Consider the following 19472-nt stretch of genomic DNA (forward strand, 5'->3'; position numbering starts at 1 on the left):
ATAGGTGATTACAGTTACGGCCGGGTTAACCGTGCGCCCGATCCGGTTTCGCTTGCCCGCTTCCCGCCACACGCTAACATCCCGCAAGCCAGGGATTTGAGGCAAGCCGCCGGGAGGGTGCGATGGAAGGGTTCCTGCTGTTTCTGGTGATCGCGGTCGTGATCTTCCTGCTGATGGGGGTGCGGGTCGTTCGCCAGGGTTATGTCTACACGGTCGAGCGGCTCGGCAAGTTCACCCTGGCGGCCCAGCCGGGGCTGCATGTGATCATCCCGTTCATCGACCGCGTCGGTCACAAGGTGAACATGATGGAGCAGGTGCTGGACATTCCGGGCCAGGAAATCATCACCCGCGACAACGCGATGGTCGGGGTCGATGCCGTGGTGTTCTTCCAGGTGCTCGATGCCGGCAAGGCGGCCTATGAGGTCTCGAACCTCTATGTCGCGATCATGCAGCTGACGACCACCAACCTGCGTACGGTGATGGGTAGCATGGACCTGGATGAAACGCTCTCCAAGCGTGACGAGATCAACGCCCGGCTCTTGTCGGTGGTCGATCACGCCACTTCGCCCTGGGGGGTCAAGATCACCCGGGTCGAGATCAAGGACATCCGCCCGCCGGCCGATATCAGCAATGCCATGGCCCGGCAGATGAAGGCCGAGCGTGAAAAGCGCGCCCAGATCCTTGAGGCCGAAGGCTTGCGCGCCGCCGAGATCCTGCGCGCCGAAGGCGAAAAGCAGGGCGCGATCCTGTCGGCCGAAGGTCGCCGCGAAGCCGCGTTCCGCGATGCCGAAGCCCGCGAGCGCGAGGCCGAGGCCGAAGCCAAGGCAACGCTGATGGTCTCCGATGCCATCGCCAAGTCCGGCACCCAGGCGCTCAACTACTTCATCGCGCAGAAGTATACCGAGGCGGTCAGCCAGTTCGCCACTTCGCCCAATGCCAAGACGATCCTGTTCCCGGTCGAGGCGACCCAGCTGATCGGTTCGGTCGGCGGGATCGGCGAACTGGTGAAGGACGCGCTGGGCGAGCGGAAGGGCTGAGGCGATGAACCCGCTCGAAACGATTGATCCGCACTGGTCCTGGCTGGCGCTGGGGCTGGTCCTGGCGATCGGGGAAATGGTGATCCCCGGCGTCTTCCTGATCTGGCTGGCCGTGGCGGCGATCCTGACCGGTCTGCTGGCCTGGGCCGTGCCGATCGCCGTGCCGCTGCAGATCGTGATCTTCGCCGTGCTGTCGATCGTGCTGGTCTTCACCGGCAAGCGCTACCTCAGCCGCAACCCGATCACCCCGCTTGATCCGGCGATGAACGATCGCGGCGCGCGGCTGCAGGGCGAAGTGGTGACAATCACCCACGCGATCGATGGCGGTTCGGGTCGGGCCCGGCACGGCGATACCGAATGGCTGGTGAAGGGCCCCGATGCCGAACCCGGCACGCGGATGCGGGTGGCCGGGCACGATGGGGCCGTGCTGCTTGTCGAGCACCTGCACTGACCCCATATCGGCCCGATCAGGAGACCGGACCATGAACGACAAAGTGATTCTGACCGAAGCCGAATGGCTCGCGAAGCTTGGGCAGGAGCGGTACCATATCCTGCGCCAGGCGGGGACCGAGCGGGCCTTCACCGGCATCTACGAGCGCAACAAGGCGACCGGGGTCTACATGTGCGGCGGCTGCGGCGCGCCGCTGTTTGCATCGAGCGAGAAGTACGAATCCGGCTGCGGCTGGCCCAGCTATACCGCGCCCTTGCCCGATGCGCCGATCGACGAACTGGTCGATACCAGCCACGGCATGATCCGCACCGAAGTGCGCTGCGCCCGCTGCGACGGGCACCTGGGCCACGTCTTCCCCGATGGTCCGCGCGAGGCGGGCGGGCTGCGCTATTGCATCAACAGCGCCAGCCTTGATTTCAAGCCACAGGAATAAGCGCGGTTTCTGCACAAATTCTGCGATTCACCGCAGGTTACAATTCGCCTATGTAGCGCGGGCGAAGGGGGCTAACCGCCCCTCAGACAGGAATATTGGCACGACATGGCGCGTAGGAACAACAACGGGCGCAAGCAGCCCGAAGCGGAACAGCCGAGCGGCTGGCGGCGACTGATGCGGCGCCTGTTCGTGTGGGGCGGCGGGCTGGCCCTGCTCGGCTTCCTTGCGCTGATCGTCTCGGTCTGGCTGACCGCTCGCTCGCTGCCCAGCTTCGACGAGCTCAAGTCCAGCCAGGCCGGACAGATGATCGTGGTCCGCGCCCGCGACGGGACGGAACTGGTTTCGCTCGGGCCGAGCTATGGCAAGTGGCTCAAGCACGACGAGATTCCCGAGATCATGCACACCGCCATGGTCTCGGTCGAGGATCGCCGGTTCCGTTCGCACCCCGGCGTCGATCCGATCGGACTGGTCCGCGCAGTCTATGTCTCGCTCACCAGCGGCAAGTCGCTGCGCGCCACCTCGACGATTACCCAGCAGCTGGCGCGCACCGTGTTCCTCAACAACAGCCGCACCCTGGGCCGCAAGCTGCGCGAAGGCGTGCTGGCGCTGGCGCTGGAATGGAACTTCTCCAAGGACGAGATCCTCGAGCTTTACCTGAACAAGGTCTATTTCGGCGGCGGCGCCTATGGCGTCGATGCCGCCGCGCGCAAGTTCTTCGGCCATCCGGGCACCGAGATTACCCTGCCCGAAGCCGCGATCATCGCCGGGCTGGTCAAGGCGCCGTCGCACTATTCGCCCACTGCCGATGCCGAAGCCGCCGTCGGCCGGGCCAAGGTGGTCCTCTCGGTCATGCAGGCGAACGAGGCGGTCACGCCCGGTGAGGCGGCAGCGGTCGATTTCGATGCGGTGAAGTTCGCAGCGGAAAAGAACCAGAACTCGGTCCGCTATTTCACCGACTGGGCCTTGCCCCAGCTGGATCTGCTGCTGCCCGACAACACCAAGCCGATCGAGGTGTGGACCACGCTCGATCCGAAGATGCAGGCCGCCGCCACCCAGGCGATCGAGGCCAATACGCCCAGGGGCGCGCAGGGCGCGTTGGTCAGCGTCGATCGCGATGGTGCGGTCCTCGCGATGGTCGGCGGCACGGATTACGTCACCTCGAATTATAACCGGGCGGTCAACGCCGTGCGCCAGCCGGGTTCGGCCTGGAAGCTGTTCGTCTATCTCGCCGCGCTTGAGGCGGGCTATACGCCCTATGACCGCGTGGTGGACGAGCCGGTGACGATCGACGGGTGGAGCCCGCGCAATTCGACCGGCGATTTCGCGGGCGAGATCGATGTCCGCACTGCCTTCGCCTATTCGAAGAACACTGTCGCGGCCCAATTGGGCAACGAAGTGGGCTTCAGCGCGGTGGCCGGGATCGCCCGGCGGTTCGGCATCACCACGCCGATCTCCACCGTCCCCTCGATGGTGCTGGGCAGCAACGAGGTCCGCCTGATCGACCTGACCCGGGCCTTCGCGGCGGTCTCTGCCAAGGGCCGCGCGATCGATCCCTATGGCATAACCAAGGTCCAGACCATCGATGGCGAAGTGCTGTACCAGCGCCAGCCCAAGGATGGGGCGCTGCTGGTTCCGGCCTATGTCGCGGCCGGGATTACCGACCTCCTGCAGACCGCCGTCAGCACCGGCACGGGCCGTGCCGCGCAGATCGGCCGACCGGTGGCGGGCAAGACCGGCACCACCTCGGCCAACAAGGACGGCTGGTTCATGGGCTTTTCGAGCGGGGTGACCACCGGCGTGTGGATGGGCCGCGACGATGCCCGCGCCGTCCCCGGCCTGCAGGGCGGGGCCGCCCCGGCCCGCGCCTTTGCCGCATACATGAAGGTGGCCGTGGCCGGGCGCCCGGTCGAGGCCTTCGATACCGAGGTCACCCTGCCGGCCTGGCAGCTTGAACCCGATGACGAGGCCCAGCTGGGCGGCAATCCGGACGAGTACTTTTATGCCGACGAGCAGGGCAACCTGGTCAGCCCGGAGCGCGGCGAGGCGCCGGGCGGCCCGGCCGGCAGCGAACCGGCACCCTCCGGCCGCGAGCCGCCGCCCGCCGCCAACGAGGATTTCCTGCGCGAGGCGACCGGCGGCCGCCCGGGCTAGCACTCACTCTGCAAGCGGCAAAAAAAGAAAGGCCCCGTCCACACCGGACGGGGCCTTCTTTATGGGCCGAAGCCTGTCGGTCCGGCTTTAGCGCAGGCGGACCGGCACATAGGCGGGCGGCTGGCCCCGCCGCTGGAGATAAAGCAGCACGGCCGAGCGGTTCTCGGCACGGGCAGCGCGGATCGTGGCTTCGAGTTCGGCCACGGCGGTGATCTCGCGGTAATTGACCGACAGGATCACGTCGCCGCGCTGCAGGCCCTTGGTGCCCGCATCCGAAGTGCCGTCGACCGCCGCAATCACCAGCCCGCGCGTGCTGGCGGGCAGGCCGATCTGGCCGGCAATCTGCGGGTTCATCGGCAGGACCGACAGCCCCAGCGCGCGTTCGGTCAGGCCTTCGCCCTGGCGTTCCGGGGTGCGGTTGAACTGTTCGTCACGCTCCTGGTCGTTCGGACCGAAGGTCTGCTGCGCCAGTTCCTCCTCGCTCGGCCGCTTGCCGACCACGGCGTAGATCGTCATGCGCTTGCCATCGCGGATCAGCTCGATCGGGATGCGCTTGCCCGGCGCGGTGTTGGCAACGATGAACGACAGCGTGTTGTCGGGCGAGACATCCTGCCCGTCGACCTTCAGCACCACGTCGCCCGGCTGCATCTTGGCTGCCGCCGCAGCCTGGCCGGGCTGGACGGTCTGCACCAGTTCGCCGCGATTGCGGGGCAGGCCCAGCGAATCCGCGATATCGTCGGTCACCGGTACGATCTGCACGCCCAGGTAGCCGCGCTCGATCGCCTGGCCCTTGATCAGCTTTTCGACGATCGGCGAGGCGATGTCGGCGGGAATGGCAAAGCCAATCCCCACGTTGCCGCCGGTCGGCGAATAGATCGCGTTGTTGATGCCGATCACGTTGCCCTTCATGTCGAACAGCGGACCGCCCGAATTGCCCCGGTTGATCGAGGTGTCGGTCTGGATGTAGCGGCTGGCCCCGGCCGAGCGGTGGACCGCCGAAACGATCCCGGCAGTAACCGTGCCGCCCAGGCCAAAGGGGTTGCCGATGGCAATGACCCAGTCACCCACCCGCGCCGCCTGGCTGTTGCCGAAGCGGACGAAGGGCAGCGGCTTGCCGGCCTCGATCTTCAGCACGGCAAGGTCCGACTGGGTATCGCGGCCGACCAGCTTGGCGGCATATTCGGTGCCATCGGCCAGGGTCACGGTGATCGATTGCACTTCGCCCTGACCATCGGCGGTGATCACGTGGTTGTTGGTCACCACATAGCCGTCGGCGGTGATGATGAACCCCGAACCCAGCGACTGCGCCTCACGCGTGGCGGGGCCGCTGCCGCCACCGCCGAACAGGTCGGCAAAGGGGGTGCCGGCAAACGGGTTGCCGTTGGCGACGCGCACGCGCTGGCGGGTGGCGATATTGACCACTGCCGGCTGCAACTGCTGGGTCAGTTCGGCAAAGCTGGCCGGCGCACCGGCGCGCGGCACCACGGCTTCCATCCGGGTCGCGTCGTTCTGGGCCACCTGCGCCCCGGCCGGGATGCCGGTCATCACCGAAACGGCCGCGCCGCCGATCAGCAGCGCACTCGTAACTCCATAGGCGTATCGCACGTGTCGCGTTTCCTTCTCAGATCGTTTCACCCTGCTGCGGGTGTCGCCACGGATTCAAGCAGGCCAGCCTGAACGGGAATTGAATGATTCCACGAACGCCCTTTACCGTCCTCTGAACTGCCGCAGGTATTCGTTGTCGGGTGACAGGATGATCGTGCTGCTGCCCTTGTTCGCCTGGTTGGCGAAAGTGGCGTCATAGCTCTTCATGGCCCGGTAGAAGTCATAGAAGGCCGGATCCTTGCCAAAGGCATTGGCATAGATCTGGGTGGCGCGGGCTTCGGCTTCCGAGGTGATCAGCTGGGCCTGTTTCTGGCCCTGGGCCTGGATCGTGGTCGCTTCCTGCTCGCGCGCCGCCTGCATCCGGGCGAAGGCGGATTCGAGCGCCCCGGCGGGCAGGTCGGCCCGCTGGATCCGCACGTCGATCACCTGGGCGCCATATTCGCGGGCCTGGCGATCGAGGTTCTCCTTGATCTGGCTCATCGCCGCGCCGCGTTCGGCATTGAGCAGCGACTGGAACGTGCGCTTGCCCAGTTCCTGGCGCAGGACCGAGGTCATGATCGGTTGCAGCTGGCTCATAACCCGGTCGGTCGATCCGGCGGTCTTCACCATCTTGACCGGATCGATCACCCGGAAGCGGGCATAGGCGGTCACTTCCAACCGCAACTGGTCGGACGAGAGCACGGTCTGCCGTTCCATCGGGAACGACATCAGTCGCTTGTCCACCCAGACGAGCTGTTCGATGAAGGGAATACGCCAGCTGATCCCGGCTCCGGTCTGGCCGAAGTCCTGGTTGGGCTTGAAGGCGTTGATCTTGCGGACCGGTTCACCCAGCCGCACCACCACCACCTGCTGGGTTTCGGGCACGATCACCAGGCTCGACATGGCGAGGATCACCACGGCGACCCCGGCGATGATCGCCTTCTTGCTGCGCTGCCAGAGCTGTTCGATCATCACTGGCCTCCCTGCTGGGGCGCCTCGGCGGCGCGGCGGCGCAGCTCGGGCAGCGGGAGATAGGGGGTCACGCCATTGGCTTCGACCACCACCTTGTCATTCGATGACAGGACGCGCTCCATCGTTTCGTAATACATCCGCTGCCGGGTGACCTGTGGCGAAAGCTTGTATTCGGCATAGACCTTGTCAAAGGCCGCGGCCTCACCCTCGGCGCGGGCCAGGGTCTGCTGCGCCCAGGCCTGGGCATTGTTCTTGTCACGTTCGGCCAGCTGCTGGGCCACGTTGACCTTCTGGAAGGCGTCGGCCACCTTTTCCGGCGGATCGGCCTTCTTGATATCGACGCCGATCACGTTGACCCCGGCGCGATAGGCATCGAGGATTGCCTGCATCCGGCGGCGGGTGTTGGCTTCCAGCTGGCCGCGCCCGGTCCCGTCCCACACCGCCTTCAGCGGCACTTCGGCCACCGACAGGCGCATGGCGGCCTCGGCCACTTCGCGCACGGTCGACTGCGGATCGGTCGAGGCGAAGGTGTAGAGTTCAAGATCCTTGATGTTCCAGCGCACCTGATAGGACAGGTCGATCAGGTTCTGGTCGCTGGTCAGCACCAGGTTCTCACCCTCGCCCAGCGGGATCACATCGTTGGTCACCGAGGTGACATCGCGGGTTTCGACCTGCTGGAGCGGCCAGGGCAGGGTGAAGCTCACCCCCGAACCGATCGTGCGGGTATATTTCCCGAAGGTGGTGACGATGCCCTGTTCCTTGGGGCTGAGCTGGTGGGTCGTGCTGGAAAACAGCCAGACCAGCGCCACGCCGCCCAGGATCACCGGCCACCAGCTCTTGCCATTGGCGCGCGGGGGCAGGCCGGGAAAGCCGCCGCCACCACCGCCGCCCGGGCCGCTGGGGCCCTTGCGCTTGGCGCGGAAGATATCCTCGATATTGGCAGAGCGCCGGTCACCGCCGGCATAGTCATCGGGCTTCAGCCAGGGATTGCGCGGCCCGGGGCTCGGCTGATCGCCGCCGCCCTGGCCGCCTCCCGCGCCGCCACCCTCGCCAGGGCTATCGCCAGCCGCGGGGCCATCGCCCCCCGGTGGTTCGGAGCCGCCGCCGCTGCCGCCTGCGCCGTTACCGTTGCCCCAAGGGCTCTTGCGCCCGGCCATGGCCAGCCACTGGCCGGGTTTGAAACTGCCAATTCCTCTCATGCCATGCGTTATAGGAAGTGCTGGACCAAAAAACAGGGTCTCGCTGCGCTTTTTCCTTGCTAGGGGGCGCAGCACATCAATCGGAGCCATGCCTTGAGCGATTCAGACGCCTTGAAGTCCCTTCTGCCCCCCCTGGCCCAGGCCCGGCTGCAGTCGCTGCGGCTGGCCGACGGGGTTGCCACCGTGATCCTCGATGCCGCCGGATTTGACGGGATCGAGCGTGATGGGCTCGAAGCCGCTGTCAAGGAAGTTCTCGCCGCCGCACCCGGCGTGAGCGAGGTGCGCGTGGCGATGATGGCGGACAAGCCGCGCCGCCGCATCGTCGCGGTCGGCTCCGGCAAGGGCGGGGTGGGCAAGTCCACCGTTTCGGCCAACCTGGCGGTGGCGCTGGCACGGCTGGGGCGCAAGGTCGGGCTGGTCGATGCCGATATCTATGGCCCCTCGCAGCCGCGTCTGCTCGGCACCGAGGGCAAGCGCCCCGAAGCGCGCGAGAAGCAATTGATCCCGGTGCCGAGCGCGTTCGGGGTCGGGGTGCTGTCGATGGGCAACCTGATCGAGCCGGGCAAGGCGATCGCCTGGCGCGGGCCGATGGCGGGCTCTGCGCTCGGCCAGCTGGTCGATGCCGATTGGGGCGCGGCGGAAATCCTGGTGGTCGATCTGCCGCCCGGCACCGGCGATGTCCAGCTGACCATGCTGCAGAAACACAAGCCCGCCGGGGCAGTAATCGTCTCCACCCCGCAGGACCTTGCCCTGATCGATGCGACCCGGGCGATGCAGCTGTTCGACGTGGGCCAGGTGCCGGTGATCGGCCTGGTCGAGAACATGGCCGGCTATGTCTGCCCCCATTGCGGCGAGGTATCGGATCCCTTTGGCCGGGGCGGGGCCGAGGCCGAGGCGGCGCGGCTGGGCCATGCCTTCCTCGGGCGCATCCCGCTCGATCTCGCGATCCGCCAGGCCAGCGATGCCGGCATTCCCCCGGCGGCTGGCGATGGCCCCCAGGCCGAGGCCTTCCTCGCGCTGGCGCGGCGCGTGGCGACCTGGCTGGATAACAGCTGATGCGGCTGAGCCGGCGCGGGCTGCTGATCGGCGCCGGAGCGGCGGGCGGCCTGCTGGTCGCCTGGGCGCTGACCCCGCGCTGGTTCGACCCGCCGCTGGCGGCGGGTGAGGGCGAGGTGACCTTCGATGCCTGGCTCAAGATCGGCCGGGATGGCGTGATTACCGTGGCAGTGCCGGACCTCGAAATGGGGCAGGGGATCACCACGCTGATCCCGCAGATCGTCGCGACCGAACTGGGCGCGGACTGGCGGCAGGTGGCGGTAGAGCCGGCGCCGGTCAGCGGGGCCTATGGCAATGTGCCACTGGCTGCCCAGTGGCGCGAACTGTGGATGCCGCTGCTGCCGGACCTGGCCGAAGCCCCCGATGCCCTGCTCGCGCGGCGCTTTGCCGAGCGTGAGGCTTTCGTGGTCACGGCGGAGGGATCGTCCCTCGCTGCGCACGAGGCGGGCGCACGGGCGGCGGCGGCTTCGGCGCGGGCCATGCTGGCGATGGCGGCGGCCGACCGCTGGAACGTGGCCTGGGAGGAATGCGAGGCGCAAGGCGGCTTTATCATCCACGACCGGCAGCGCGCCCGCTTTGCCGACCTAGTCGAGGACGCGGCCGGCTACGATCCGCCCGATCCCCCGGCGCTGCGCCCGCAGGCGGCGGCGGAGCGGGCGGTTGACCAGCCCGAAGGCGTGCGCCCGGCCTTTCCCCGCCTGGACCTGCCCGCCAAGGTCGATGGCAGCGCCACTTTCGCGGGCGATGTGCGCCTGCCCGGCTTGGTCTTTGCTGCGATCCGCCATGGCCCCCAGGGCGAGACCAGGCTGGGCGCTTACGAGCCGAAAAATGCTGCACCAGTAAAGGGCCTGGTCAAGCTGGTCGAAGGCGCGGGCTGGGTGGCTGCCGTGGCACAGGACTGGTGGTCGGCCGAGCGGGCCTTAACCCTTATTTCTCCGCGCTTTGCTGCGCAGCATGAACCGGATAGCACGGGGATCGACCGGCTGCTGGACGAGGGCCTGCGCTATGGCGATGGGCACGGCATTGCCAGCAGCGGCGAGCCGGATGAAATGCTGCGCGGCAAGTTCGAGCTGGCGCGGCTTTATCGGGTGGCCCCGGCGCAGGCGGCGCCGCTGGAAACCGCCAGCGCCACGGCCCGGCTGACCGACGGCAAGGTCGAGCTGTGGGTGGCAAGCCAGGCCCCCCAGGCCACACGCCGCGCGGTCGCCCAGGCGCTCGACATCGCGCTGGCCGACGTGGTGCTTTATCCGATGCCGGCAGGCGGCAGCTTCGATGCGCGGCTCGATACGCCCCATGCGGTCGAGGCCGCGCTGATCGCGCGCGAAGTGGGCAAGCCCGTGCAGCTCACCTGGTCGCGTTGGCAGGAAGCGGTTGCCGGCCTGCCGCGCACGCCCCTGCGGGCGGCGCTGGCCGCGCGCACCGCACCCGATGGCTCGCTGACCGGGCTGAAGGTGCGGGTCGCCATGCCCGCCACCGCCCAGGAATTCGGCGCGCGGCTGTTTGCGGGCCAGACCGCGCAGGACGCGCGCGAGCGGCAGGACCAGGCCGATCCGCTGGCCATGGCCGGGATGGTGCCGCCCTATGCGATCCCGCATCTGCTGGTCGAACACGTGCCGGTGGCGATCCCGCTGTCGACCGGGCGCCAGCGCGGCAACAGCGCGGCGCTGGGCTGCTTCCTGATCGAAACCTTCGTCGATGAACTTGCCGCGCGCTCGGGGCGCGAGCCGCTGTCCTATCGCATGGCCATGCTGGGACAGGACATCCGCCTCGCCAATTGCCTGCAACGCGCCGCCACGCTGGCCGAATGGGGCGGCGGGCGCGGCGGCGCGGGACAGGGGCTGGCCTGCCACAGGATGGCGCTGGGGGACCGCGAGGGGCGGATCGCGCTGGTTGCCTCGGCCCGGCGCGATGAGGGCGGCATCCGGGTCGACAAGCTGACCGCCGTGCTCGACATCGGCCGGATCGTGAACCTCGATATCGCCCGCCAGCAGGTGGAAGGCGGCCTACTGTTCGGCCTCGCCCTGGCGCGCGGGGCCGGCACGCCCTATGCCGCCGGACTGCCGCAATCGGGCCGCCTCGCTGCCCTGGCTCTGCCGCAACTGGCCGATTGCCCCGAGATCGAGGTCGATTTTATCGAGGGCGATGCCCCGCCGTTCGATCCGGGCGAACTGGGCGTGGCCGCGGCCGCGCCCGCGATCGCCAATGCGTTGTTTTCCGCCGGGGGCACCCGGCTGCACACCCTCCCACTGACCGGAGAATAGGGATCATGTTCCCCACTGCCGACCTGCCTGCCAATCACCCCCCGATCCTGCCACGCCGCACCGGCGTGCTGCTGGTCAACCTCGGCACGCCCGACGCGCCGACCACCAGGGCGGTGCGCCGCTATCTGAAGGAATTCCTGTCCGACCCCCGCGTGATCGAAATCCCCAAGCTGGTCTGGTGGCCGATCCTCAACGGGATCATCCTCAACGTGCGGCCAAAGAAATCGGCCCATGCCTATGCCCAGGTCTGGGGCCCGGACGGTTCGCCGCTGGCCACCATCACCAAGGGCCAGGCCGAGGCGCTGCAGGCGCGGCTGGGCGATGGGATCATGGTCCGCTGGGCGATGCGCTATGGCAATCCGGCGATCGGCTCAGTGCTGGCCGAGATGAAAGCGGCAGGCTGCGATCGCATCCTGATCGCGCCGCTCTATCCGCAGTATTCGGGCGCCACCACGGCAACGGTGATCGACGAGCTGGGCCGGCAACTGGCGGGGATGCGCTGGCAGCCCGCCACCCGCACCCTGCCCCCCTATTACGACGATCCGATCCACATCGAGGCGCTGCGCGTCGATCTGGCGCGGCAGCTGCGGGCCCTTCCTTTCGTGCCCGAAGTGCTGCTGCTCTCGTTCCACGGGATGCCCGACCGCACGCTGCACCTGGGCGATCCTTATCACTGCCAGTGCCGCAAGACCGCGCGGCTGGTGGCCGAGGCGATGAAGGCGGATTTCCCCGACCTCAGGATCGAGACCAGCTTCCAGTCGCGGTTCGGCCCGGCCAAGTGGCTGGAGCCCTATACCGAGGATACCCTGGTCCGCCTGGCAGAAGCTGGCGTGAAGCGCATGGCCATCGCCGCCCCCGGCTTTTCCGCCGACTGCCTGGAAACGCGCGAGGAGCTGGCGATCCGAGGCCGCGAAGTGTTCGAGGAAAAGGGCGGGATTGACTTTGCCGCGCTCGATTGCCTGAATGTGTCCGATCCAGGGATGGCCATGCTCGAGGCGCTGGTGCGCCGCGAGCTGGGGGGATGGATTTAACCGTTCGGTTAAGTTACATGAGTGTAAGTAGCATTAGAACACCCCCTTCCAGAGGATTCGCGCATGGCCACGCTTGCCCCCGAAGCTCCCCGATTCACGCACTGGTCGCAGAAGCTGCCCAAGGATTCGCTCGATCACATCCCCGGTGAGGATGGCTGGCCGATCCTGGGCACGACGCTGCAATTGCTCGCCGATCCCAGCGGCTTCGGCAACCGGATGCGGGCGAAGTATGGCGATATCTATCGCAACAACAGCTTTGGCCGGCGCGGGGTGATCATGTTCGGGGCCGAGGCGAACGAGCTGGTCCTGTTCGATCGCGACAAGATCTTCTCCTCCGAGCAGGGCTGGGGTCCGGTGCTGGACCTGCTGTTCCCGCGCGGGCTGATGCTGCTCGATTTCGATCACCACCGGGCCGATCGCCGCGCGCTGTCGATTGCCTTCAAGCCGGGGCCGATGCGGCACTATTCGGGCGCGCTGAACAGCGGGATTTCCGCCCGGGCCGAGGAATGGCGGGGTCAGGAAATCCTGTTCTATCCGGCAATCAAGCAGCTGACGCTGGACCTTGCCGCCGACAGCTTCCTCGGCGTGCCGCTGGGGCCAGAGGCGGACGCGATCAACAAGGCCTTTGTCGACATGGTCGCCGCCTCGATCGGCGTGGTGCGCAAGCCCTTGCCCTTCACCGCGATGGGCCGGGGCGTGGCCGGGCGCAAGTTCCTGCTCGACTACTTCACCCGCGAAACGCTCAAGCGGCGCGAGGCCGGGGGCGGGCAGGACATGTTCAGCCAGTTTGCCACCGCCACGCGCGAGGATGGCAGCCTGCTGCCGGTCGACGAAGTGGTCGATCACATGATCTTCCTGATGATGGCCGCGCATGACACAATTACCAGCTCGGCCACCTCGCTGGTCTGGCTGCTGGCCAAGAACCCGGAATGGCAGGACAAGCTGCGGGCCGAAATCCTGGCCGTGACCGGCGGCGAAGGCCGCCCGCTGTCCTATGATCACATGGGCAAGCTGGACCTGACCGAGATGGCCTTCAAGGAAGCCCTGCGGATGATCCCGCCGGTGCCCTCGCTGCCGCGCCGCGCGCTGAAGGAATTCACCTTCAAGGGCATTCGCATTCCCGCCGGCACCCCGGTGGGGATCAGCCCCGCGGCCGTTCACATGGAAGAGGCGCACTGGCCCGAACCGACAAAGTTCGATCCGATGCGCTTCACCCCCGAACAGGTGGCGAAGCGGCACAAGTACGCCTGGGTGCCATTCGGCGGCGGCGCGCACATGTGCCTGGGGCTGCACTTCGCCTATATGCAGGTGAAGATCCTGATGGCCCACCTGCTGAGCCGCTACCAGATCGAGATCGCGCCGGGCTACGAGCCGGAATGGCAGCCCTGGCCGATCCCCAAGCCCAAGGATGGGCTCAGGGTCACGTTCAGGCCGCTCTAGTCCTCCAGCCGCTGGAGGATCGGGCAGTCGGGGCGCTCGTCGCCGTGGCATTGCTGCGCCAGCGTCAGCAGGGTCTGGCGCATGGCTTCCAGCGCCCGGGCCTTGCGCCCAAGCTCCTCGGCATGGGCCAGGGCAAGGCTGCGCACCTCGCCGCTGGCCCGGTTCTGGTCCGACCATAGCGCCAGCAGGGTCCCGATCTCGCTGATCGCAAATCCCAGATCGCGGGCATTGGCGATGAACCGCAGCCGGTGGACATCGGCCTCGCTATAATCGCGATAGCCGCTGTCGCGCCGTGGTGCGCCGGGGATCAGGCCGATCTGCTCGTAATGGCGGATCATCCGCTGGGACACGCCGCTGGCCTTTGATGCTGCGCCGATATTCATAGCTTCACCCGATTGAGCCGGAGGGCATTGGCCACCACGCTGGCCGATGACAGGGCCATGGCCGCCGCCGCGATCATGGGCGAAAGCAGCAGGCCAAACACCGGATAGAGCAGTCCCGCCGCGACCGGCACACCGGCCGCGTTGTAGACGAAGGCGAAGACCAGGTTCTGGCGGATGTTCGCCATGGTGGCCCGGCTCAGCCGGCGCGCCCGCACGATCCCGCCAAGATCGCCCTTCAGCAGCGTCACCCCGGCGCTTTCGATCGCGATGTCCGATCCGGTGCCCATTGCGATCCCCACGTCGGCGGCGGCCAGGGCCGGGGCATCGTTCACCCCGTCGCCCGCCATGGCGACAATCCGGCCTTCGCCGCGCAGCCGTGCCACGACGGCCGCCTTTTCATCGGGCAGGACTTCGGCGATCACTTCCGTGATGCCCAGCCGCTCCGCCACGGCAGAAGCGGTGGTGCGATTGTCGCCGGTCAGCATGACCACCCGCACGCCATCGCGTCGCAGGGCTTCCAGCGCTGCCGGGGTCGATGGCTTGATCGGGTCGGCAATCGCGAGCAGCCCGGCCGGGGCGCGGTCCACCCCCACGAAGATCGCCGTGGCCCCGGTGCGGCGCAGGTCTTCGGCGGCCATGGCAAAGGCTTCGGTGGCGATGCCCTGGTCAGCCAGGAAGCGCGCATTGCCGATGGCGACGCGCTGTCCGTCGACAGTGCCGATTGCGCCCCGGCCCGTGGGGGAATCAAAGTCCGTCACTTCGCCCAGGACAAGCGACCGGGCCTTTGCCGCCTCGAGGATGGCATGGGCCAGCGGATGCTCAGACGCGCGCTCGACCGAGGCGACCAGGCGCAGCAGCGACCCTTCGGTAAAGCCCGGGCCGGGCAGGATGGCGGTGACTACCGGTCGCCCCTCGGTCAGCGTCCCGGTCTTGTCGACCACCAGCGTGTCGACCCGTTCAAGCCGCTCGAGCGCCTCGGCATTGCGGATCAGCAGGCCTTGCCCGGCCCCGCGCCCGACGCCGACCATGATCGACATCGGCGTCGCCAGCCCAAGCGCGCAGGGGCAGGCGATGATCAGCACCGCGACCGCCGCCACCAGGCCATGCGCCATGCGCGGTTCCGGTCCCCACAATGCCCAAGCGGCAAAGGCGAGGATGGCTATGGCGATCACGGCGGGCACGAACCAGCCCGCCACCTGGTCGGCCATCCGCTGGATCGGCGCGCGCGAGCGCTGGGCCTCGGCCACCATCTGGACGATCCGCGCCAGCATCGTGTCGCGGCCCACCTGCGTGGCGACCATCACCAGCGTTCCGGTCTGGTTGATCGTGCCGCCGATCAGGCTATCGCCCTGCGCCTTGGCCACCGGCATGGCTTCACCGGTGATCATGGCTTCGTCGATGCTCGAATGGCCGTGCTCGACCGTGCCGTCGACCGGCACCTTTTCGCCCGGGCGAATGCGCAGCCGATCGCCGACCGCGATCAGTTCCAGCTCGACTTCCTCGTCCGTCCCGTCCGCCAGCAGGCGGCGCGCGGTCTTGGGGGCCATGCCCAGCAAGGCCTTGATCGCGCCCGAAGTCTGCTCGCGGGCGCGCAGTTCCAGCACCTGGCCCAGCAGGACCAGCACGGTGATTACCGCTGCCGCTTCGAAATACACTGCCACATCGCCGGTGCCGCCGCGGAAAGCCGGGGGGAAGACCTGCGGCGCGAAGACCGCGATCACGCTGTAGGACCAGGCCACCCCGGTTCCCATTGCGATCAGGGTGAACATGTTGAGGTTGCGCGTGCGCAGCGAGGCCCAGCCGCGTTCGAAGAACGGCCAGCCGGCCCAGAAGACCACAGGGGTGGCGAGGGCGAACTGGATCAGGCCCGAAATGTTGGGAGGAACCAGGTGGTGCAGGGCGGCAAACAGATGTCCGCCCATCTCCAGCACGAAGACCGGCAGGGTCAACGCCAGGGCAATCCAGAACCGCCGGGTCATGTCGACCAGTTCGGCGTTGGGGCCGCTGTCCGCCGTGACCAGGTCCGGTTCCAGCGCCATTCCGCAGATCGGGCAAGGCCCCGGATGGTCTTGACGGATCTCCGGGTGCATCGGGCAGGTCCAGGTGGCGCCTTCGGGAACCTCGGCAGTGGGCTGGGGCTCCAGGTAGCGGGCCGGATCGGCCACGAACTTGGTGCGGCAACCGGCGCTGCAGAAATGCCAGACCTGGCCGTCAAGCTCGGCATGATGCGCCGTGGTTGCCGGATCGACGGTCATCCCGCAGACCGGGTCGGTCACGGTAGGTGCTGCATGATCCGCATGGCATTGGTGAGACTGCGTCATTTCAATCGACTCCTGCGATGACGCCTGGCCTTTTGGACCTTTACATCATGTCAGGGTCAAGCGGGCATTTGCACCCCGCGATTTCAGTCGGCGGCCGGAACCTTCGGCAGGTACTTGACCGGATCGAGCGCCACCCGGTTGCGGCGCACTTCGAAATGGAGCTGGGGCGAGGTGGCGAGGCCCGTCTGCCCGACCAGCCCGACGCGTTCCCCGGCCTTGACCTTGTCCCCGTCCTTCACGGTGATCCGGTCGAGGAAGGAATAGGTCGTGGTCCAGCGGCCGCCGTGATGGATGATGACGGTCAGGCCATATTCCTTCGGCCCCTGCGCGGCATAGATCACTGTGCCGGCGGCTGCGGCGCGGGCGGCGGTACCGCGCGGGGCGGCAATATCGATTCCATCGTGAAAGGCCTTGGTTCCGCCCCGCGCCACGAAAGCGCGGCGGATCTCGCCCCGCACCGGCCAGGCGAACCTTGCCGGCGGCTGGGCGCTGGTCCTGGGCGCGCCGGGGGCGGGGCCGGGATCGGGCGCGGGGGTGGCGGTGCTGGCCGGGCTGGGGACCGGCGCGGGCGTGGTTGCCGCTGGTGCCGGGATGGGCGGCGCCTTGACAATGGTCGGGATCACCAGCTTCTGCCCGGTTTTCAGCGGTGCCTTGGGATCAAGCCCGTTGGCCGCGGCAATCGCGGACCAGGGGACGTCATAGTCGAAGGCCAGGCCCAGTCCGGTTTCGCCATCCTGCACGGTGTGGCTGCGGCGGCGCGGGATCACCAGCTTCTGCCCGGCTCGGATCGCATAGGGCGGCTTCAGCCCGTTGGCCTCGATAATCAGCAGGCGCGGCACGCCAGTGCGGTTGGCGATGCCGCCCAGCGTCTCGCCGGACTTGACGGTGTATTCGGTCGCAGTCTTTGGATCGTCCTGCTGGGCCAGCAGCGGCCCCGCGGCCAGCGCCGCCAGCGCCAGGGCAAGCCCGGCGCGTCGCATCAGCCGAACCGCCCCGCCAGCTCGGCGAGCGACGCCTCGTGGGTCAGGTCCAGCTGCAAAGGGGTTACCGACACAAAACCATCCTGGATTGCCTCAAGATCGGTCGCATGACCGGGGGTATGTTCTATCCCATCGAGACCAAACCAGAAATAGCGGTATCCCCGGGGATCGGTGCCTTCCACGATCGTCCCGCGCGAATAGTCGTGGAAACCCTGGCGGACCACGCGGATGCCCTGCACCTCTTCCGCAGGCAGGGCGGGGAAGTTGACGTTGACCAGCGTGCGCGGTGCGAATGGCGCATCGAGCAGCGGGGCCAGGACCTTGGCGCCCCAGGCTTCGGCCGCGCCGAACGGCACGGCATCACCCATGCCTTCGCTGGCATAGACCTGGCTCAGCGCGATCGAGCGGATCCCGGCCAGCGCGCCCTCGATGGCGGCGGAAACCGTGCCCGAATAGGTCACGTCATCGCCCAGGTTGGCGCCGCGATTGACGCCGGACAGGATCAGGTCGGGCGGCGCAGGCATGACCTTGCGCAGCGCCATCATCACCGCGTCGGTCGGCGTGCCGGATACCGAAAAGCGCCGCTCGTCATGCCGGCGCAGCCGCACCGGGCGGCTCAGCGTCAGCGAATGGCCCGCGCCCGACTGTTCCTCGGCCGGAGCGCAGATCCAGATATCGTCGGAAAACTGCCGGGCAATCGCCTCCAGCGCGGTGAGGCCGGGGGCGAAGATGCCATCGTCGTTGGTCAACAGGATACGCATCAGAGGGGCACCAGCTGGTCGATCCCGCCCATGTAGGGACGCAGCACCGCCGGGATCTCGACCGAGCCATCCTGCTGCTGGTAATTCTCCAGCACCGCCACCAGCGTGCGGCCGACGGCGAGGCCGGAGCCGTTCAGCGTGTGGACGAATTCCGGCTTGGTCTTATCGCCAGCGGGGCGATAGCGCGCGTTCATCCGCCGCGCCTGGAAATCGCCGCAGTTGGAGCAGGAGCTGATCTCGCGATAGCTATCCTGCCCGGGAAGCCATACTTCAAGGTCATAGGTCTTGCGCGCACCAAAGCCCATGTCGCCGGTGCAGAGCAGCATCTTGCGATAGGGCAGTTCGAGCGCCTGCAGGATCGATTCCGCGGCGGCGGTCATCCGTTCGTGCTCCAGCTCGCTGTCTTCGGGGCGGACCACGCTCACCAGTTCGCACTTCTCGAACTGGTGCTGGCGAATGAAGCCGCGGGTATCCTTGCCCGCCGCGCCGGCTTCGCTGCGGAAGCACAGCGTCAGCGCAGTCATACGCAGTGGCAGGGCGTTGCCGTCGATGATCTGGTCCATCACGGAGCTGGTCAGGCTCACCTCGGCCGTCGGGATCAGCCAACGACCATCGGTGGTGCGGAACGAATCCTCGGCGAACTTCGGCAACTTGTCGGTGCCGTACATGGCCTCGTCGCGCACCAGCACCGGCGGGCTGCATTCGATATAACCGTGCTGGCTGGTCTGGTGATCAAGCATGAACTGGCCGATCGCCCGCTGAAGCCGCGCCATCTGCCCGCGCAGAAAGGTAAAGCGCGCACCCGAAATCAGTGCGCCGGTTTCAAAGTCCAGCCCCAGCACCGGGCCAAGGTCGGCATGTTCGCGCGGGGTAAAGCCGAACTGACGCGGCGTACCCCAGCGGCTGATCTCTACATTGCCGGCCTCGTCCTCACCTTCGGGCACACTATCCAGCGGCAGGTTGGGGATGCGCGCCAGCAAATCGGTCAACTGGCGCGCCAGTTCCCGCTCGCCCTCTTCGGCTTCGGGCAGGCTCTGCTTGATTTCGGCCACTTCGACCTTGAGCCGCTCGGCCTCGTCCTTGTCCCCCCGGCCCATGGCCGCGCCGATGGCCTTCGACGCTTCATTGCGGCGGCTCTGCAGCTCCTGCGCCGCAGTGGCGAGCTTGCGCCGACCCTCGTCGAGCTTCAGCACTTCGGCCGAAACCGGTTCCAGCCCCCGGCGGGCAAGGGCGGCATCGAAAGCGGCGGGATTGTCCCGGATCAGGCGAATATCGTGCATGGTGCGAGGCCTATGCCCGGCAAACGCCGTGGTATCAAGGGAGGGGGAAGTGGTGGGCGCGACAGGGATTGAACCTGTGACCCCACCCGTGTGAAGGGTGTGCTCTACCGCTGAGCTACGCGCCCACTTCCA

16 protein-coding genes and 1 tRNA gene are annotated in these 19472 nt (G+C 67.5%); 8 read left to right on the forward strand and 9 right to left on the reverse strand.

The features are described from left to right. The first annotated feature begins 122 nt into the window (after nt 1-122). The 4 genes from O9281_RS09995 to O9281_RS10010 all read left to right on the forward strand — a co-directional run bounded on the left by O9281_RS09995 (nt 123) and on the right by O9281_RS10010 (nt 4072). The gene (locus O9281_RS09995) at nt 123-1037 is read left to right on the forward strand and encodes an SPFH domain-containing protein (protein ID WP_298185162.1); all 915 of its coding nucleotides are present in this window, start codon (nt 123-125) and stop codon (nt 1035-1037) included. Between the two features lie 4 nt (nt 1038-1041). Next, entirely contained in the window at nt 1042-1488 is a 447-nt protein-coding gene (locus tag O9281_RS10000) for an NfeD family protein (protein WP_298185165.1), read from the forward strand. A gap of 31 nt (nt 1489-1519) precedes the next feature. Continuing rightward, complete coding sequence (gene msrB, locus O9281_RS10005) at nt 1520-1921, forward strand: peptide-methionine (R)-S-oxide reductase MsrB (RefSeq protein WP_298185168.1); 402 nt, start codon at nt 1520-1522, stop codon at nt 1919-1921. Nucleotides 1922-2026: 105 nt separating this feature from the next. After that, nucleotides 2027-4072, forward strand: a complete 2046-nt coding sequence (locus O9281_RS10010) for a transglycosylase domain-containing protein (RefSeq protein WP_298185170.1) — start codon at nt 2027-2029, stop codon at nt 4070-4072. 87 nt (nt 4073-4159) lie between these two features. Here O9281_RS10010 and O9281_RS10015 read toward each other — a convergent pair whose 3' ends face one another. The 3 genes from O9281_RS10015 to hflK form a co-directional block, all read right to left on the reverse strand. Continuing rightward, nucleotides 4160-5677: a Do family serine endopeptidase gene (locus tag O9281_RS10015; protein ID WP_298185173.1), complete on the reverse strand. Its 1518-nt coding sequence runs from the start codon at nt 5675-5677 to the stop codon at nt 4160-4162. Nucleotides 5678-5779: 102 nt separating this feature from the next. Beyond that, nucleotides 5780-6628 (reverse strand): protease modulator HflC, encoded by an 849-nt coding sequence (gene hflC / locus O9281_RS10020; protein ID WP_298185175.1) that lies wholly within the window; start codon nt 6626-6628, stop codon nt 5780-5782. Further along, the gene (hflK, locus tag O9281_RS10025; protein ID WP_298185177.1) at nt 6628-7827 is read right to left on the reverse strand and encodes a protease modulator HflK; all 1200 of its coding nucleotides are present in this window, start codon (nt 7825-7827) and stop codon (nt 6628-6630) included. The genes hflC and hflK overlap by 1 nt, the downstream gene beginning before the upstream one ends. A 291-nt stretch (nt 7828-8118) precedes the next feature. On the opposite strand from hflK, the gene O9281_RS10030 reads away from it, so the two are divergent. The 4 genes from O9281_RS10030 to O9281_RS10045 all read left to right on the forward strand — a co-directional run bounded on the left by O9281_RS10030 (nt 8119) and on the right by O9281_RS10045 (nt 13615). Next, the gene (locus tag O9281_RS10030; RefSeq protein ID WP_298185575.1) at nt 8119-8883 is read left to right on the forward strand and encodes an Mrp/NBP35 family ATP-binding protein; all 765 of its coding nucleotides are present in this window, start codon (nt 8119-8121) and stop codon (nt 8881-8883) included. Then, nucleotides 8883-11144 (forward strand): molybdopterin cofactor-binding domain-containing protein, encoded by a 2262-nt coding sequence (locus tag O9281_RS10035; RefSeq protein ID WP_298185180.1) that lies wholly within the window; start codon nt 8883-8885, stop codon nt 11142-11144. The genes O9281_RS10030 and O9281_RS10035 overlap by 1 nt, the downstream gene beginning before the upstream one ends. A 5-nt stretch (nt 11145-11149) precedes the next feature. Next, complete coding sequence (gene hemH, locus O9281_RS10040; protein ID WP_298185183.1) at nt 11150-12175, forward strand: ferrochelatase; 1026 nt, start codon at nt 11150-11152, stop codon at nt 12173-12175. 63 nt (nt 12176-12238) lie between these two features. Then, the gene (locus tag O9281_RS10045; RefSeq protein WP_298185185.1) at nt 12239-13615 is read left to right on the forward strand and encodes a cytochrome P450; all 1377 of its coding nucleotides are present in this window, start codon (nt 12239-12241) and stop codon (nt 13613-13615) included. Here O9281_RS10045 and cueR read toward each other — a convergent pair. From cueR to O9281_RS10075, 6 genes are all read right to left on the reverse strand, one after another. After that, nucleotides 13612-13998, reverse strand: a complete 387-nt coding sequence (cueR, locus tag O9281_RS10050) for a Cu(I)-responsive transcriptional regulator (RefSeq protein WP_298185187.1) — start codon at nt 13996-13998, stop codon at nt 13612-13614. The two genes, O9281_RS10045 and cueR, sit on opposite strands and share 4 nt — an antisense overlap. Then, nucleotides 13995-16319 (reverse strand): heavy metal translocating P-type ATPase, encoded by a 2325-nt coding sequence (locus O9281_RS10055; RefSeq protein WP_298185189.1) that lies wholly within the window; start codon nt 16317-16319, stop codon nt 13995-13997. Before O9281_RS10055 ends, cueR begins: the two co-directional genes overlap by 4 nt. 83 nt (nt 16320-16402) lie before the next feature. Then, entirely contained in the window at nt 16403-17299 is an 897-nt protein-coding gene (locus O9281_RS10060; protein WP_298185191.1) for a M23 family metallopeptidase, read from the reverse strand. Next, entirely contained in the window at nt 17299-18060 is a 762-nt protein-coding gene (surE, locus tag O9281_RS10065; protein ID WP_298185195.1) for a 5'/3'-nucleotidase SurE, read from the reverse strand. Before surE ends, O9281_RS10060 begins: the two co-directional genes overlap by 1 nt. Continuing rightward, nucleotides 18060-19340, reverse strand: a complete 1281-nt coding sequence (gene serS / locus O9281_RS10070; RefSeq protein WP_298185198.1) for a serine--tRNA ligase — start codon at nt 19338-19340, stop codon at nt 18060-18062. The genes surE and serS overlap by 1 nt, the downstream gene beginning before the upstream one ends. Nucleotides 19341-19390: 50 nt before the next feature. Next, nucleotides 19391-19465, reverse strand: a tRNA-Val gene (locus O9281_RS10075). Nucleotides 19466-19472 lie beyond the last annotated feature (7 nt).

Origin of the sequence: Novosphingobium sp. (assembly GCF_027531025.1) — a bacterium.
Lineage (GTDB): Bacteria > Pseudomonadota > Alphaproteobacteria > Sphingomonadales > Sphingomonadaceae > Novosphingobium.